General features: G+C 65.8%; 15 protein-coding genes. 14 read left to right on the forward strand and 1 reads right to left on the reverse strand.

What is annotated here, in order from left to right; genetic code table 11:
• Positions 1 to 83: 83 nt before the first annotated feature.
• The 4 genes from ectB to A7V84_RS03470 all read left to right on the forward strand — a co-directional run bounded on the left by ectB (position 84) and on the right by A7V84_RS03470 (position 3,710).
• Positions 84 to 1,388: a diaminobutyrate--2-oxoglutarate transaminase gene (gene ectB, locus A7V84_RS03455; protein ID WP_025512612.1), complete on the forward strand. Its 1,305-nt coding sequence runs from the start codon at positions 84 to 86 to the stop codon at positions 1,386 to 1,388.
• Positions 1,388 to 1,786, forward strand: coding sequence for an ectoine synthase (locus A7V84_RS03460; RefSeq protein ID WP_025512611.1), 399 nt, complete (start codon positions 1,388 to 1,390; stop codon positions 1,784 to 1,786). The genes ectB and A7V84_RS03460 overlap by 1 nt, the downstream gene beginning before the upstream one ends.
• Before the next feature lie 17 nt (positions 1,787 to 1,803).
• On the forward strand, positions 1,804 to 2,724 hold the full coding sequence (gene thpD, locus A7V84_RS03465; protein ID WP_025512610.1) for an ectoine hydroxylase: 921 nt from the start codon (positions 1,804 to 1,806) through the stop codon (positions 2,722 to 2,724).
• 110 nt (positions 2,725 to 2,834) lie between these two features.
• Positions 2,835 to 3,710: an MOSC domain-containing protein gene (locus tag A7V84_RS03470; RefSeq protein ID WP_033534464.1), complete on the forward strand. Its 876-nt coding sequence runs from the start codon at positions 2,835 to 2,837 to the stop codon at positions 3,708 to 3,710.
• A gap of 6 nt (positions 3,711 to 3,716) precedes the next feature.
• Here the strand turns inward: A7V84_RS03470 and sugE are convergent, their stop codons facing one another.
• Positions 3,717 to 4,034 (reverse strand): quaternary ammonium compound efflux SMR transporter SugE, encoded by a 318-nt coding sequence (gene sugE / locus A7V84_RS03475; protein ID WP_025512608.1) that lies wholly within the window; start codon positions 4,032 to 4,034, stop codon positions 3,717 to 3,719.
• Between the two features lie 242 nt (positions 4,035 to 4,276).
• On the opposite strand from sugE, the gene panD reads away from it, so the two are divergent.
• The 10 genes from panD to A7V84_RS03525 all read left to right on the forward strand — a co-directional run bounded on the left by panD (position 4,277) and on the right by A7V84_RS03525 (position 15,537).
• Positions 4,277 to 4,645 (forward strand): aspartate 1-decarboxylase, encoded by a 369-nt coding sequence (gene panD / locus A7V84_RS03480; RefSeq protein WP_025512607.1) that lies wholly within the window; start codon positions 4,277 to 4,279, stop codon positions 4,643 to 4,645.
• A 67-nt stretch (positions 4,646 to 4,712) separates the two neighbouring features.
• Positions 4,713 to 5,762: a CDP-6-deoxy-delta-3,4-glucoseen reductase gene (locus tag A7V84_RS03485; RefSeq protein WP_025512606.1), complete on the forward strand. Its 1,050-nt coding sequence runs from the start codon at positions 4,713 to 4,715 to the stop codon at positions 5,760 to 5,762.
• Positions 5,763 to 6,024: 262 nt separating this feature from the next.
• Positions 6,025 to 7,281 carry a D-amino acid dehydrogenase gene (locus A7V84_RS03490; RefSeq protein WP_025512605.1) on the forward strand — a complete coding sequence of 419 codons (1,257 nt, stop codon included), beginning with the start codon at positions 6,025 to 6,027 and terminating at the stop codon, positions 7,279 to 7,281.
• Positions 7,282 to 7,285: 4 nt separating this feature from the next.
• The gene (locus A7V84_RS03495; RefSeq protein ID WP_033534463.1) at positions 7,286 to 8,617 is read left to right on the forward strand and encodes an extracellular solute-binding protein; all 1,332 of its coding nucleotides are present in this window, start codon (positions 7,286 to 7,288) and stop codon (positions 8,615 to 8,617) included.
• A 182-nt stretch (positions 8,618 to 8,799) separates the two neighbouring features.
• Positions 8,800 to 9,612 carry a TrbG/VirB9 family P-type conjugative transfer protein gene (locus A7V84_RS03500; protein ID WP_082833050.1) on the forward strand — a complete coding sequence of 271 codons (813 nt, stop codon included), beginning with the start codon at positions 8,800 to 8,802 and terminating at the stop codon, positions 9,610 to 9,612.
• Positions 9,609 to 11,201 (forward strand): hypothetical protein, encoded by a 1,593-nt coding sequence (locus A7V84_RS03505; RefSeq protein WP_063939971.1) that lies wholly within the window; start codon positions 9,609 to 9,611, stop codon positions 11,199 to 11,201. The genes A7V84_RS03500 and A7V84_RS03505 overlap by 4 nt, the downstream gene beginning before the upstream one ends.
• A complete protein-coding gene (locus A7V84_RS03510; RefSeq protein WP_063939972.1) occupies positions 11,194 to 12,366 on the forward strand; it encodes a hypothetical protein in 1,173 nt (390 codons plus the stop codon). Before A7V84_RS03505 ends, A7V84_RS03510 begins: the two co-directional genes overlap by 8 nt.
• Positions 12,341 to 12,898 carry a hypothetical protein gene (locus A7V84_RS03515; protein WP_127070865.1) on the forward strand — a complete coding sequence of 186 codons (558 nt, stop codon included), beginning with the start codon at positions 12,341 to 12,343 and terminating at the stop codon, positions 12,896 to 12,898. Before A7V84_RS03510 ends, A7V84_RS03515 begins: the two co-directional genes overlap by 26 nt.
• On the forward strand, positions 12,891 to 14,444 hold the full coding sequence (locus tag A7V84_RS03520) for a GspE/PulE family protein (protein WP_025512599.1): 1,554 nt from the start codon (positions 12,891 to 12,893) through the stop codon (positions 14,442 to 14,444). The genes A7V84_RS03515 and A7V84_RS03520 overlap by 8 nt, the downstream gene beginning before the upstream one ends.
• Positions 14,437 to 15,537 (forward strand): hypothetical protein, encoded by a 1,101-nt coding sequence (locus tag A7V84_RS03525; protein WP_063492481.1) that lies wholly within the window; start codon positions 14,437 to 14,439, stop codon positions 15,535 to 15,537. The genes A7V84_RS03520 and A7V84_RS03525 overlap by 8 nt, the downstream gene beginning before the upstream one ends.
• The last annotated feature ends 25 nt before the right edge of the window (positions 15,538 to 15,562 follow it).

The following is a 15,562-nucleotide window of genomic DNA, read 5'->3' on the forward strand; positions in this document are numbered from 1 at the left end:
CACCACAGGATGCACCTTCAGCCGAGCCCGTTGCGGGCACGGTCGGGGGCGTGTTGTCTGTCAATTTAGAAAGGGAGGATCACATGGATTTAAAAATATTTGACCGGATGGAGTCCGAGGTGCGTGGCTACATCCGGTCCTTCCCGGTGATATTCAGCCAGGCTCGCGGATCTCTGCTCATCGATGAGAGCGGTCGCGAGTACATCGACTTCTTCAGTGGCGCTGGCACCCTGAACTACGGCCACAACAACCCTGTCTTCAAAGAGAAACTGCTCGAATACCTGGCCAGCGACGGTGTCGTCCATGGCCTGGACATGGCCACCAGCGCCAAGAAGCGCTTTCTCGAAACCTTCGAGCGGGTGCTGCTCAAGCCGCGCAACTGGCGCTATACCTTGCAGTTCACCGGCCCCACGGGTACGAACGCGGTCGAGGCCGCGCTGAAAATCGCCCGTCAGGTCAAGGGCCGCCCCAACATCATTTCTTTCACGCATGGCTTTCATGGCGTGAGCGGCGGTTCGCTGGCGGCCACGGCCAACATGAAGTTCCGTGGTGCGGCGGGCTATGCCCTGGGCAATACCACCTTCATGCCCTATGACGGCTATTTCGGCCCCGACGTCGACACCATTGCCTATCTGGAACGCATGCTGGAAGACCCCAGCAGTGGTCTGGACAAGCCGGCTGGCGTCATCGTGGAAACCGTGCAGGGCGAGGGCGGGGTCAACGTGGCGACGTTGCGCTGGCTCAAGGAGCTGGAGAAGCTCTGCCACCGTCACGACATGCTGCTTATCGTGGATGACATCCAGGTCGGTTGCGGGCGCACCGGCAGTTTCTTCAGCTTCGAGTCGGCCGGCCTGCGGCCCGACATCATCACCTTGTCCAAGTCGTTGTCGGGTTTCGGCCTGCCGATGTCGCTGGTCATGATGAAGCCCGAGCTGGATGTCTGGAAACCGGGCGCGCACAGCGGCACATTCCGAGGCAACAACCTGGCTTTCGTCACCGCCGCACAGGCCTTGGACAGCTACTGGGCCAGCGACGCGTTCTCCACCGAGGTGCAGCGCAAGGAGCGCATCGTGCGCGACTGGCTGGAGAACCTGGCACACAGCTATCCCAACGCCGGCCTGGCCGCGCGTGGCCGGGGCCTGATCCAGGGCCTGGTCAGCACCGCGACGCCGGAACTGTCCAATCAGATCGCCAGCAAGGCTTTCGAGCGTGGGGTGGTCATCGAGACCTCCGGCGCGCATGACGAAGTGCTCAAGCTGCTGCCGGCCCTGACGATCGAAGACGAACTGCTGATGCAGGGGCTGGAAGTCATCGAGGCCAGTGTGGCCGACGCCTTGGGCCAAACCCAGCCTTCGGCACGGGTTCTCAAATTTGGAGGAAAACGCTAATGATCGTGCGCAATGTAAAAGATGTGATCGGCACCGCCGACGAGGTCCGTACGGACACGTGGATGAGCCGTCGCGTGCTGCTCAAGAAGGACAACATGGGGTTCTCTTTCCATGAGACCACCATCTTCCCGGGCACCCGCACCCACATCCATTACAAGAACCACCTGGAAGCCGTGTGGTGCATCGAAGGAGATGGCTCCATCGAAACCGTGGCCGACGGCAAGTGCTACGACCTGGGTCCGGGTGTGGTCTATGCCCTCGATCAGCATGACGAGCATTGGCTGTGTGGCGGCAAGGAGCCGCTGCGCGTCATTTGCGTATTCAATCCGCCGTTGACGGGGCAGGAAGTGCATGACGCCGATGGCGTCTATGCCTTGCCGGAAACCGAGACGGCTTGAAAGAAAGGAGGCAGACGATGATTTCCACTGCACAAGATCCGTATGCTTCACGCACCGATCGGGCCGCGGCCATCATCGCGCGCCAGGACCCGGTCGTCTACGGCGACGGCAGCTATGCCGATGTCCTGAGCGCCGAACAGTTGCAGGCCTATGAGCGCGACGGTTTTCTCCTGCTGGAGAACCTGTTCTCGGCCGACGAGGTCGCTCAACTGCTGGCCGAGGTCGAGCGCATGACGCGCGATCCGGCCATCGTGCGTCGCGAAGAAGCCATCACCGAACCGGGCAGCAGCGCCGTGCGTTCCATCTTCATGGTGCACGTGCTCAGCCCCTTGCTGGCCCGGCTCACGCGTGAGCCACGGCTGGCGCATGTGGCGCGCCAGATCCTCGGTTCGGAGGTCTATATCCATCAGTCGCGCGCCAACATGAAGCCGGGCCTCAAGGGCAAGGAGTTCTACTGGCACTCCGACTTCGAGACCTGGCACGTCGAGGACGGCATGCCGGCCATGCGGGCGCTGAGTTGCTCGGTGCTGCTGACGGACAACAACGAGACCAACGGGCCCCTGATGCTGGTGCCGGGATCGCACCGTCAGTTCATCTCCTGCGTGGGCGAGACGCCGGATGATCACTACAAGCAGTCGCTCAAGAAGCAGGAGTATGGCGTGCCGGATCCGGTCAGCCTGCAGCTGCTGGCCGAGCAGGGCGGCATACGCACCATGACGGCGCCGGCCGGTTCGGTCGTGTTCTTCGATTGCAACACCATGCATGGCTCGAACAGCAACATTTCGCCCTGGCCGCGCGCCAACGTGTTCATGGTCTACAACAGCGTGGAAAACGTGCTGGCGCAGCCCAAGTGCGGCCTGACCCCGCGCCCCGAGCACATTGCCACGCGCAAGGGTTTCGAGCCGGTGGAGCCGCTGGCCGAGACGGCGTTCGCCTGATCGGCGGCTGTCATCGCGGTATCGCTTGCCAGGCGCCTTCGGGCGCCTGGTTTTTTTCTGCCTGCCGGCTCTGCTATGCTTTCCTGCTCCCTCTTTCGTGCATCGACGTCATGCCGCTTACTGTCCGCAGCCTGCACATCTATCCCATCAAATCCTGCCATGGCATCGACCTGCCGGCAGCCCGCCTGGGGCGCGCCGGTCTGGCGCATGACCGGCGCTGGATGATCCTAGGCCAGAGCGGGCAGTTCATGACGCAGCGCCAATGGCCGCGCATGGCGCTTATCCGGCCCAGCCTGACGGCCGATGTCCTGCGCCTGAGCGCTCCGGACATGCCGGACCTGGACATCGCGCTGGATGGCAGCCAGCTGGCCACCCGGGCCGAGCCCGTGGTGGTCTGGCGGGATACTGTGCAGGCGCGCGCCGAGAGCGACGAGGCCGCGCAGTGGCTCAGCAGGTTTCTGGGCCAGCCCTGTCGCCTGGTCAAGGTCGACGCCCAGGCGCGTCGCGCCGCCAAGCCGCAACGAGTGCAGGATTGGTGCGAACGTCATCCTGATGCGGCCGGGGCGTTCGCGGGAGATCATCATTTCGGTTTTGCCGATGGCTTTCCCTTGCTGGTGATCAATCAGGCGTCGCTCGACGACCTCAACGCCCGTCTGGCTGCCAAAGGCGTGGCGCCGGTGCCGGTCAATCGTTTCCGGCCCAACATTGTGCTGGAAGGTGATGATTGGCAGGCGTTTGAAGAGGACGTTACCGCCTTGGTCGATTTCGGTGCCTGGCGCATTGCGCTGGTCAAACCGTGCACGCGCTGCAGCATCCCCGATATCGATCAGGAAACCGCCCAGCAATACCAGGAGCCCGGGCTGACGCTCGCGGCGTACCGGACACTGGAGGAGGGGGTGGTGTTCGGCCAGAACGGCATCATCGACGCACAGGATGAAGTCATGCTGCGAGTCGGTGACAGCGCTCAGGCCGAGCTGGACTTCTGAGCCGCTTCAGCCGCTGGCCAGCTTCAGGCCAGCCAGGCCGGCGGCGATCAGCAGCACGCTGATCACGCGCAGTGCGCTCAGCGTTTCCCCAAACAGGATGATGCCGGCCACGAATGCGCCGATGGTGCCAATGCCGACCCAGACCGCATAGGCCGTGCCCAGCGGCAGGGATTTCATGGCGATCGCCAGCAGCCAGAAGCTGATGATCATGCCGCCCACGGTGATCAGCGAGGGCGTCAGCCGGGTAAAACCGTGCGTGTACTTGAGGCCGACAGCCCAGACGATTTCGAAGAGACCGGCGAGAATGAGGATGATCCAGGTCATGGAGAGCTCCTTGGCGTGAGCCTGGCTGCGGCCAGGCGCAAGGGGCCGTCCCCGGATTTTCGGCAAGCGGCGCGCAGGGCGCCGCAGATCAAATGCCGGCCCCGGGTCGTCCCAGGGCCCAAAGATTATAAAATAAGCGCCGACCCCAGGCAAAAACCGGTGCCGGGGCCTTGCGACCGGCTGAGATGGCCGGCGCGACGAATATTTTTGCGGTCCGGACCGCCTACCCAGGAATTCTCTTTATGCAACGCATTATGCTGCGGGCAAAGCTGCACCGCGTCACGGTCACCGAAGCCGATCTGCACTACGAAGGCTCGTGTGGCATTGACGAAGATCTGCTGGACGCCGCTGGTATGCGCGAGTTCGAGCGTATCGAACTCTACAACGTCACCAATGGTGAGCGTTTCGATACCTATATCATCAAGGCTGCCCGCGGCAGCGGCGCGATTTCGCTCAATGGCGCGGCTGCGCGCCGGGCGCAGGTCGGCGACCTGATGATCATCTGCACCTACGGCCCGATGTCCGAGGAAGATTCGGCGACTCACAAGCCGACCGTGGTGCTGGTCACCGACGACAATCGCGTCAAGGAAATCCGCCAATTCACCGCCTGACGGCGCCGCCCAGGGACGCCGCCGTTTGGGTGGCGTCCGTGTTCCCTCTTTCTTGATTCGCATCACTATGAGCTTTCAGGTCACCATCCAACCCAGTCTGCATCAATTCCAGGTCGAGCCCGGCCAGACGGTGCTCGATGCGGCCATGGCCGCAGGCATCATCCTGCCCTATAGCTGCCGCACCGGCGCCTGCTCGACCTGCAAGGGCAAGGTGGTGGCCGGCGAGGTCGATGCCGGGGTCTATCCGGCGCAAATCCTGTCGCCCGAAGATCTGGCCGAAGGCTATACGCTGTTCTGTCAGGCGCGCGCGCAAAGCGATCTGGTGATCGAATCGACCGAAGTGCGCCTGGCCACCGACATCCAGATCCGCAAGCTGCCTTCGCGCGTGCAGACGCTCACGCCGCTGGCGCCGGACGTCGTTGAGATCAAGCTTCAACTGCCCGCCTCCGAGAAATTTCTCTACTACGCCGGGCAGTACATCGAGGTCATCCTGAAGGATGGCAAGCGCCGCAGCTATTCGATGGCCGGTGCGCCGCACAAGGGCAGCCCCCTTGAGCTGCACATCCGCCACATGCCTGGCGGGCTTTTCACCGATCACGTGTTCGGCAAGGGCGCCACCCAGATGAAAGAGCGCGAAATCCTTCGCCTGGAAGGTCCGTTCGGTTCTTTCTTCCTGCGCGAGGATTCCGACAAGCCCATCGTGCTGCTGGCCAGCGGCACTGGTTTTGCGCCGGTCAAGGCCATCGTCGAACACATCATCCACCAGGATATCCGTCGGCCTGTCTCCTTGTACTGGGGCGGGCGCCGCCCGCAAGACCTCTACATGAACGCGCTGGCGCAATCCTGGGCTCAGGCGCTGCCCTCGCTGACCTACATCCCGGTGGTGTCCAACGCCTTGCCAGAGGACGCCTGGAGCGGCCGCAGCGGCTTTGTTCATGAGGCCGTGATGCAGGACATCCCGGATCTGGCCGGCTATCAGGTCTATGCCTGTGGTGCCCCTGCCATGGTCGACGCCGCCAGGCGTGATTTCACCCTGCAATGCGGTTTGCCGGAAGACGAGTTCTACGCCGATGCCTTCACGTCGGAGGCGGATCTCGCACGCATCGAGACCGCCTGAGGCATGGCGGCTTTGTAACAAGCAGGGGGAGGCCTCTCGGCATTGGATGCCGGCGAAGCTTCCCTTTTTTTTGCCCGCCCCCGCAGGCTCCGGCCACGTGGGTGGCCGCGCTTCGGATAGCCACGGTGAATGAAGGGTTTTTTTACCGTCGTCCCATAGGCGCTCGCACGGGGAGGGGAGTAAACTGCCCCACCAATAAATAGGTGGTGTCTGACAGGCAAGTTGCCGGGATCTACCGGAGACACACAGGAGCGATTGGCGCATGAAAGTAGCGGTATTGGGCAGCGGCATCATTGGGATATCAAGCGCCTGGTGGCTTGCACAGGCCGGCCATGACGTCGTGGTGGTCGACCGCTCTACCGGGCCGGCCCAGGAAACCAGTCTGGCCAATGGTGCGCAGATTTCGGTTTCTTATGCCGAGCCTTGGGCCAACCCTCAGGCGCCGCTCAAGCTCCTGAAGTGGATGTTCCAGGATGACGCGCCGTTGCTGTTCCGCCCGCAGCTGGACTGGCGCCAATGGGTCTGGGGGCTGGCTTTCCTGCGCGAATGCCTGCCATCGCGGCTGGCGCCCAATATCCGCGCCATGGTTCGCATGGCCGAGTACAGCCGCTCCACGCTGCGCGCCATGCGTGCCGAGCTGGGGATCGAATATGACCAGCTGGAGCGCGGCATCCTCAATTTCTACCGCGATCCGCATGAGTTCGAAACGTCGCAGCGCGCCGCGGGCCTGATGCGCGACTTCGGCGTCGAGCGCCGCGTCATCAATGCCGACGAAGTCATCGCCATCGAGCCCGCGCTGGCGCCGCAGCGTGCGCGCATCGTCGGGGGCGATTACACCCCCGAAGACGAAAGCGGCGACGTACACCTGTTCACGGTGGGCCTGGCGCAGCGCTGCGAGGCGGCCGGCGTGGACTTCCGCTTCAATACCCGCATCACCCGCCTGATCAGCGAAGGCGGGCAGGTGCTGGGGGTGGAGGTCATCGAGCCGGACGGCCGTTATGGCCGCATTGATGCCGATGCCTATGTGGTTGCCCTGGGCAGCTACAGCCCCATGCTGGTCCGTCCGCTGGGAGTCCCCTGCAACGTCTATCCGGCCAAGGGTTACTCGGCGACTTATCCTATACTCAAACCCGAGGCTGCCCCTTCTGTCAGTCTGACCGATAGCAGCCACAAAGTGGTGTTTTCGCGCCTGGGTAATCGTTTGCGCATGGCGGGGACGGCAGAGCTGTCGGGGTACTCCCGGGAGCTCAACGCAGGCCGTTGCGATGCGCTGACCACGCTGGCGCGGGAGCTCTTTCCCGATGCGCTCGATTTCGAACGCGTCAGTTACTGGTCGGGTTTGCGCCCGTCCACCCCCTCGAACGTGCCCCTTATCGGCCGCACACGCATCGCCAACCTGTATCTCAATACAGGCCACGGCACGCTGGGCTGGACCATGGGGGTGGGTTCGGGCCGTGCTCTGGCCGATCTGCTCAGTGGACGGCGGCCGGAACCGGAATTTCCCTTTCTTGGTCTGTGAACCTATGAAGAAATTGCAATTGACGGGCATCGCCCGTGCCACGGCCGCCAGCCGGCGCGCCTGGGTGTTCGGCTTGGCCATGGCTACCATGGGCCTGGCGCATGCCGATCCAGTCAAGATCGAGGTATGGCATACGCTTGCGGGGCCCAACAAGGTCGAGTTCGAGAAGCTGGCCAAGCAATACAACAAAGAACAGAAAGACGTGGAAGTCGCGCTGCGCGCCTTTCCCACGCAAGCGGCTCTGACGCAGGAAGCCAGCGCGGCCATCAAGGCCAAGAAGCGCCCCAACCTGATCCAGCTGGCCGACAATCGCTCCCCCGAAGTGGTGGCCCAGCACCAGGCCATCATGCCGATGTACCAGTTGCTGGCCAAGTATCCGGTCAAGGACCTGAAGTGGTTCCTGCCTGACACGTCCGGCTTCACGCGCGACAACCGCGGCCGCCTGCTGGCCTTCCCCTGGATGGCCGAAGTGCCGGTGATGTACTACAACACGGCGCTTTATAAGAAGGCCGGTCTCGACCCCAAGCAGCCGGCGCGTACCTGGGCCGATCTGCAGGGCGAGCTGCTCAAGCTGCGTGACGTCGCCGATGTCGAGTGCCCCTATGCCTCCAGCGATCAGGTCTCCGTGCACCTGGAGAATCTCGCGCCGGTGAACAACCAGTTCTACGCCAGCAACAGCAACGGCCTGACCGCTGCCAAGCAGGCGCCCACCATGCAGTTCGACATCCTGTACATGCGCCATATCTCGCTCATGGTGAGCTGGAAGCGTTCGCTGTTGTTTACGGAGTCGTCCAACGACAAGAAGCCGGATCAGAAATTCGCCAAGGGCCAGTGCAGTGTGCTGACCTCGTCGTCCTCGTCTTTCGGCGATTTCCTGAATACGCGCGGGCTGTCTTTCGGCGTGGCGCCGTTGCCCTTCTATGATCAGGCCACCAAGACGGCCGGCCGTCCTTTTGTCAGCGGTTCGGCCTTGTGGGCGTTGAGTGGCAACCCGGCTGCCCAGGATAAGGCAACCGCCGATTTCCTGGGCTGGCTGTCCAAACCGGTGGTGGCTGCCGAATGGCATCAGCGCACGGGCTTCCTGCCCCTGACGGAAGCAGCCTTCCGTGCCTCGGATGTGTCTTTCTACGACAAGGTTCCTGGCCTCCAGCAAGTCGTGGCATCGATGCGCACGCCCCTGCCGGATAACGGCCGAGGCTTCCGCATCGCCAACTACGAACGCATCGAGCCGGTGCTCAACAGCAATCTCACCGAAGCCCTGAACGGCACCACGCCTCCCATGGCTGCGCTGAACAAGGCCATCGGCCAGGCACGCACGATCGCAGCCCAGCGCTGATCGAAGCCGGGCTGCCTCGCCCCCGGAAGGCCGCAGTCACTGCGGTTGTCCGGGGGCGTTGTCTTTTCCGGCATAGGCAGTGTGCGTGAAAACTCCCGCGTACAAGCCGGTCTACCGCTTGGGCCTCGGCCTGCCCATCATCCCTGACATACGCCCTGCGCGGCAGACTTCAGAGGTGGGCAATGCGCCATGTCTTTCCTTTCTCGATTTCGCTGGCCCTGGCCGGTTGCGCCACGGCACCTGCGGCCTGGCAGGCGGGCGATGGCTTGTACCACTTCGACTGGCGTCTGAGCGGCGACGCCGCCGTGGCCCCCTTGCAGGTTTTCGATAGCCCCGAAGGTATCTGGCTGCAGTTTCCCGCCGGTCAGGCAATTCCCGCCATCTTCGGTCTGGGCGCGCAGGGCGAGCAACTGTTGGCGTATCAACGTCGAGACCCCTACGTGCTGCTGCCACCTGGCTGGTCGCAGCTGGTGCTGCGCGGAGGGCGTCGGCAGGCGTACGCACAGCGCCAGCGCGGGCCCGGGGACGCCCCAGCCCGCCTGCCCGCGCCGCCGGCAGACGCCACGTCATCCGGGCAGGCGCCGGCGCTGGCCGAGGCCCCCGTTGCATCTTCTGTTGCGGCTGACTCCGCCCAGGCCGTGCCGTCCGTGTCTGCGCCGCCTGCGCCTGTGGCGTCCTCCCCGCATCGTCCCGCCTCAGCGGCGTCGCCGCGTTTTTTCGCCGGTCCGCCGGACACCACCTTGCGCGCCGTGCTCAGCCGCTGGGCACGCCAGGCCGGCTGGGTCTTCGGGGCCGAGCATTGGCTGCCCACGGTCGATATTCCTCTGCAGGGCCAGGCCGGTTTCGACGGTGATTTCAAGGTGGCCGTGCGGCAACTGCTGCGCGCCACCGAGCTGGGCGACCGCCCGCTGCAGCCATGTTTCTATGCCAATCGGGTCTTGCGCGTGCTGCCCCTGGCACAGAGCTGCGACCGCAGCGTGGCGGGGCCGGCATGAGGCGCCATATCGGGCTGCGCAGCCTATGCGGATTGGGTTTGTGCCTGATGCTCTCCGGTTGCGGTTTGCGGGCCCACTGGCAAAGCCTGCGCGACGCCGTCGGCCAGGCGCGCGAGCGCCTCGAAACCCTGCATCAGGCCGAAGCGCGCCAACAGGATGCCAAGCTGCTGCGCGCTGCCCGCGAGGCCGCCCAGGAGGTCGAAAAACCCTGGCTGGCGGGCCCGGCCCAGCCCCTGGCCCGCGAAGTGGCCTTGCCGCGGCCCTTGCAGGCCAAGGTCGACACCACGCTCATCTTCGCCGGCCGCGCTACCCTGCCGCAGCTGGCCGAGCGTCTGCAGCGCGCCACCGGCATCGCGGTGAGGGTGCAGCCCGAGGCGTTGCTGCCGCCCGAGCGCTTCCTGCCCAGGGTCGCCGCAGAGGAAACCATTGTCGTGCCGGCACAGGCCGCCATTGAACTGCAGGAGGGGCCGCGTCCGCTGGCCGATATCCTCGACTCCCTGGCAGCCCGCCTGCTGGTCTGGTGGCGCTATCGCGATGGTGCCATCGAGTTCTATCGCAGTGACACGCGTGTGTTCGATCTGCGCATGTTGCCATTGCAGTCGCAGGCCGAAGCCAGGCTGGGCCGAAGCGCCGACGGTGGCGCAGGCTTTGACCATGCCATCCGGGCCAGCGCATCGTTGCAGCTCCCGGCGCCGGCCGTGCTGCTGGGGCGTCAGGTCGAAGCGTTTCTGACGCGTTTCGGGCAGGTGTCGCTGACCGACTCCGGCGCCAGCCTGATCGTGACCGATACGCCCGCTGCGCTGGCGCGTGCGGCAGCCTTCATTGCCCAGGAAAATGCGCGCGCCGGCCGGCGCGTGAGGCTGCTCTTCGAAGAGCTGACCTTGCGTCTGCGTGACAGCACCGAGGGTGCGATCGACTGGCGGCTGCTTTATGCCGGCGCGCGTGCCGGCATCGAGGCGCTGTTGCCACCCGGGGCGTCATCGGCCGGTGCCGCCCTGGGCGTCAATGTTACCCGGGGGGCCGCCTCGGGTTCGCGCGCCATCCTGAAGGCGCTCGCGCAATATGGCGCCGTGCGCCATCACCGCTCCATTCCCCTGCTGACGCTCAACCGGCGTCCGGTCAGCTACGCGGTGCACAGCACCTTCTCTTATGTGGATCAGATCGAGCGCAGCCCGGCGGGCGAGAACCCGCGCACGCCGGCAGCCGTTTCGGTCAATCAGCGCCGCGTGACCGTCGGCACCTTTCTCACGCTGCTGCCCGATGCCCAGGACGACGGCAGCATCCTGCTGTCGATCGGCTATGACAACACTGTCGCCCAACCCTTGCGCGCCCTGGCATTCGGCGACGGCGAGCGGCCCCTGCAGGTCCAGCAGCTCACCCTGGATGGCAGCGGCAGCGTACAGCAGGTGCGGCTGCGCCCCGGACAGGCGGTGGTGCTCTCGGGCTTTGACCGCAGCACCGACAGCGTCGAGCGCGAGCGCGTTGCGCCGGATGCGCCGTTGCTGGCCGGCGGTCGCGATCAGGCCAGCCACGAACGTTTGCTGACAGTCATCGTGATCAGCGCCCAACTGGAGGAAGCCGATGGCTGATGCCGGCCTGCATGTGGCTCGCGACGGCGTGCGCTGGGTTTACGGCCTGGCCTGGTTTGCGGTGCTTGGCAGTCACGCAGCAGGGCTGGCGCGTCGCCGTGCACGGCAGATGCGGGCCAACCGATACGTGCTGGGTGGCGTGCGTGCCGTTGCGGCAGGCTGCGCGCGCCTGCCCTGGCGTGGGCGGCTGTTCTCGGCCGCGCAGCAGGTGGCCCTGCAATGTGCGCCAGGCGCGGTCGCGGCGGTGCTGCCTGTCAGCGGACGCTATTGGCTGGTTGCCGTCCAGGATGGTGCCGTGCAGGCTGGCGGGGACCGGCTCTTCACGCAGCACGAGGAGGCCCAGGCTGCGCTTGAGCGCCTGACTTCCGCCTGGGAGGTCGCCTCCCATGATCCGGCCGCGGTCGAGCAGGCGCTGGCCGCGCCGCCTTCGCCGGGCGCGCGCCTGCGGCGTCTGTCCCCGGGGCTGGCCGGCTGCTTGCTTCTGGTCGTGCTGCCCCTGGCTGTGGGGGGCCTGGCGTGGCGCGCAAGCCAGATTCTCGTCATGCCGGCGGCCTCGTCACCGCCGGTTCAGGCCTCTCTCCCCGAGGCAGAGCCGTTGTGCCTGGGGGCGGTGCTGGACAGTCTGCGGCGTCTGCTCGTTCAGCGGGTTGGCTGGCGCTTGCAGCAGGCGAATTGTGCTCCTGCCGGGAGGTTATGGGCATGCCGGGCCGACTATGCCGCAATCGACGCGCAAGCCATGACTGCGGCTTTCCAGGCCGGCCTCGAAGCGGGCTGGCGTGTTTCCACGCCAGGCCTGGATCAAATCCAGCTGGCCTGGACGGCCGGCGGGCAATGTCCGTCGGCCGTCCAGGCGGATGCCCGGCGCATGCCCCCCGACGCGCTGTGGCTGCGCGCGCTGCAGCCCTGGCGTCAGGCCTTTGCCGAGTTATGGATGGGCCCCTGGGCGGCGGCCTCGGGTGATGGCAAGACGGCCCCGATGTCGCGAGCGCTTCGTTTCAAGGGGCCGCTGCGCTCTTTCTTCCTGCCCGAGTGGCCCGTTCTGGGCGTGCGTTGGCAGCGCCTGATGCTGCAGCTCGATCCGGAGCAGGCAATCACCCTCCGTCACAGTCCTCTCACCGTTCTGCTCGAAGGAGCATTGCATGCCCCGTCCGTGGATATCCCTTGAGCCGGCGTCCAAACTTCGGCGCACCGGCCTGTTGATCGCGCTGTGGGTCGCTGGCTTCGATGTGCAGGCCGCGCCGCCCGCCGTCGAGTCCGCGGGTACGCCGGACAGCGACGCTGCATTGCTGCAGCAGAGCGCTCCCCCGCAGGTGCCGGCCGACGTTTTGCGTGAGGACATCGACCAATGGCTGCGGCGCGAACTGGACGCACCAAAGGCACCGGTTGACCCCGGTCCGGGCGTTGCGCCCGGGCCGGCTGCGGAGGCGCCGGCCTCGCCCGAGGCCGCCTCCGGGGGCGCCATGATCCGTCTGCACTCCCTCTATGGCGTCGGGCAGCGCCTGATTGCCGAATTCACCGTTGCGGGCCTGCGCATGCGCGCTCAACAGGGGCTGGAGCGGGTACGCAGCCAGTACGCCGACCTGGGGCAGCCCGCTTACGTTCTGCATGCCGTGCAATGGCCATGCGTGCAATTGCAGCGGCCCGACGGCACGCTGGTCGAGGCCTGCCTGCTGTCCCCCGGAGACGACCATGACTGACGTGCCGGACTACAGCGAGGTCGTCGCTGTCCAGGCTCTGCAGGAGCTCGATCCTCCGTTTGCGCGCGTGCTGCGTGACGAGTTCGATCTCGCGGGCCTGACTGGCCACCTGTGTCCGGTACTGCTGGCCGATGGCAGTGCTGCCTTGTTGGCGCAGGCGCGTTATGTCCGGGGTGCCTGGGCCGACGAAATGCTGCGGCAGTTGCGGGCGCGGGGCTACATTCTGGCCCATCCAGCGCGCATCCAGGTCGAGGCGGCGCTGCTGCTCAGCCTGTTGAGCGATGCCGCCAGCCAACCCCGGGCGCGTCTGCTCGATCGGCCCACGCTGGCACTGCTTTTTGAGGATATCGTGCGGGCCGGATTGAACGCCGGCGCCAGCGATATCCATCTGAACGCGCTTGAGCCGGGGCCTGCCCAGGTGCGCTACAGCATCGATGGCCGTTATGTCGCCCTGCCCGGGCTGTCCACGCTGGCACGCGCGACGCTGCTCGACATGCTGGCGGTGGTGTGGATGGACGTGGCCGGTGGCAATGGGGCGGTTTTCGATCCTCGCATCGAGCAGCAAGGGAGGATCGCCTGCCGTATCGATGACTGCGATCTCGTGTTGCGTTGGGCGTCGCTGGCGACCGACCATGGGCCCTCGGTCTGCCTGCGTTTGCTCCAGGCAGAGGAGGGCGGGCGCAGTCTCACCCGGCTGGGTTTCGAGGCGCAACAGGCACGCCTGCTGCGTCAGGCGGCCGACCTGGAGGGGGGAGCCATCGTGGTGGCCGGCCGGGTGGGTTCGGGCAAGTCCACCACGCTGGCGACCTTGCTGCGTGGTCTGGCCGTCACGCGCAAGATCATCACGCTCGAAGACCCCGTCGAATTCCGCATTGCGCACGCCTTGCAGAATACCGTCGGTCGAGGCCTGGAAAGCGGCCATGAAGGCGCTTTCGACGCCAAGCTCAAAACCCTAAAGCGCAGCGCCATGAACGATGTCTACCTGGGCGAGGTGCGCGATCGCGAAACCGGTCGTGCCTTCATGGACCTGGCCGGTTGCGGAGTCAGCGTCTACACCACCGTACACGCCGGCTCGGCCGCGGCCATTGCGGTGCGCCTGGCCTCGGATTTCATCGGTGTGCCGGCAGACTTTCTGGCCTGCGAGGGCGTGCTCAAGTTGCGTGTCTACCAGGAACTCTTGCCTTGTCCCTGCCCGGGCTGCGCCTGGCCGGTTCAGGCCTTGCTGCACGGCGCTCAGGCCTCGGCCTGGAACCGCTGGTTGCAGGCGCTCCCGCAGGTGCTACGGCAGGGCCTGCGCTTGCGCAATGCCCGGGGCTGCGCGCGTTGCCGTCAAGGCCCGCCAGCGCTGCACGGCTATGCCGGGCGCCGGGTCGCGGCGGAACTCCTGCCCGGTTCGGCTGGCGCGCCGCCGGATGGCTGGCAGTGCAGTCTGGCACGCAAGGCCTGCCGGGGCGAACTGGATGCCCGGCAATGGGTGGCGCGCGCTGGCGGGCGACAGGCACTGCTGGGTCGGCTGGCCCGTATCGAGGAGGCCCTGCATGGCTGATCCCTGGTGGCGGCTGCAGGCTGACGCCTGGCGCTTTCGCCGGGTACGCGCGGATTACTACGCTTATCTGGCGGCTTTGTTGCGTGCCGGGCAGGGGCATTTTTCCTTGCGCGACATCTTTGCCAATGATGCGCGACGTTATGGGGCTGGTCATTATCGTGGCCGCCTCGCTGCGCGCTGGGTGCAGGCCTGCGGCACCCATGGCGGGGAGCTGGCTGCCCTGTGGGGCGGGGTCGCGCCGGCGCAGGAGTGTCTGCTGCTGGCCACGGCGCAGGCGGCCGGCACGCAGGCGCTGGTGCAGGGGCTGGAGGACCTGGCGCGCGCCTGCCGGCTTTCGGAGCAGGCTTTTCGGCAGTTGTGGGGCACGCTGGCGAGCGCTATCGCTGCCTTGACGGTGCTGCTGGGTACCTTGTGGGCGATACCGTTATTCACCGTACCCCATCTGCAGCAGGTGTTCGGGCATCTGCCGCCGGCGTACTTTGGCCCGCTCACCCTGCGGCTCTATGCCCTGGCCGCCAATCTCGTGTGGCTGGGGCCGCTGGTGGCGCTTGCCGCTGCCTTGGCGCTCGGATTGTGGGTCTGGTCTTTTGGTCACTGGCGCGGCCCGTGGCGGGTGCGCTTTGACGGCATCGGGCCCTGGAGGCTCTATCGCGATACGCAGGCGATCCGTTTCCTGGGGTTGCTGGAGGTGCTGCTTCGGGACCGTGGCGCGATCGACACGCGTCTGCGCGCCGCTCTGCAGGCGCAGCGCCACTACGCCTTGCCCTGGCTGGGCTGGCATATCGACATGATGCTGGCGCGTATCGATCAGGGAGTGGTCGGCGCGGCGACGTTCCAGACCGGTCTTCTGGCTCGTGAGCTGTGGTGGTTCATGAGCGACATGATGGCCGCTCACGGCATCGAGATGGGTCTGGCGCAGGCGCGTCAGCGTGTCGAGCAGCGTTGGTTGCCGCGCCTGCTGCGCCAGGCTGCGGGCTGGCGCTGGTTGCTGCTGATCCTGACCGTGCTGGCCATGCTGGGGTTGACGTTCTGGCACTACGGCGTCATCGACGAGCTGCGACGCGGCCTGACGAGTTTCTATGCTGCGGCCTGATGCCGCGATTTTCGGAGGAAGCGCT

The organism is Bordetella trematum (assembly GCF_900078335.1).
Taxonomy (GTDB): Bacteria; Pseudomonadota; Gammaproteobacteria; order Burkholderiales; family Burkholderiaceae_B; genus Bordetella; species Bordetella trematum.

Coding starts and splice junctions, on each gene's coding strand:
- ectB (WP_025512612.1), top strand. CDS start 84: ATGGATTTAAAAATATTTGACCGGATGGAGTCCGAGGTGCGTGGCTAC.
- A7V84_RS03460 (WP_025512611.1), top strand. CDS start 1,388: ATGATCGTGCGCAATGTAAAAGATGTGATCGGCACCGCCGACGAGGTC.
- thpD (WP_025512610.1), top strand. CDS start 1,804: ATGATTTCCACTGCACAAGATCCGTATGCTTCACGCACCGATCGGGCC.
- A7V84_RS03470 (WP_033534464.1), top strand. CDS start 2,835: ATGCCGCTTACTGTCCGCAGCCTGCACATCTATCCCATCAAATCCTGC.
- sugE (WP_025512608.1), bottom strand. CDS start 4,034: ATGACCTGGATCATCCTCATTCTCGCCGGTCTCTTCGAAATCGTCTGG.
- panD (WP_025512607.1), top strand. CDS start 4,277: ATGCAACGCATTATGCTGCGGGCAAAGCTGCACCGCGTCACGGTCACC.
- A7V84_RS03485 (WP_025512606.1), top strand. CDS start 4,713: ATGAGCTTTCAGGTCACCATCCAACCCAGTCTGCATCAATTCCAGGTC.
- A7V84_RS03490 (WP_025512605.1), top strand. CDS start 6,025: ATGAAAGTAGCGGTATTGGGCAGCGGCATCATTGGGATATCAAGCGCC.
- A7V84_RS03495 (WP_033534463.1), top strand. CDS start 7,286: ATGAAGAAATTGCAATTGACGGGCATCGCCCGTGCCACGGCCGCCAGC.
- A7V84_RS03500 (WP_082833050.1), top strand. CDS start 8,800: ATGCGCCATGTCTTTCCTTTCTCGATTTCGCTGGCCCTGGCCGGTTGC.
- A7V84_RS03505 (WP_063939971.1), top strand. CDS start 9,609: ATGAGGCGCCATATCGGGCTGCGCAGCCTATGCGGATTGGGTTTGTGC.
- A7V84_RS03510 (WP_063939972.1), top strand. CDS start 11,194: ATGGCTGATGCCGGCCTGCATGTGGCTCGCGACGGCGTGCGCTGGGTT.
- A7V84_RS03515 (WP_127070865.1), top strand. CDS start 12,341: ATGCCCCGTCCGTGGATATCCCTTGAGCCGGCGTCCAAACTTCGGCGC.
- A7V84_RS03520 (WP_025512599.1), top strand. CDS start 12,891: ATGACTGACGTGCCGGACTACAGCGAGGTCGTCGCTGTCCAGGCTCTG.
- A7V84_RS03525 (WP_063492481.1), top strand. CDS start 14,437: ATGGCTGATCCCTGGTGGCGGCTGCAGGCTGACGCCTGGCGCTTTCGC.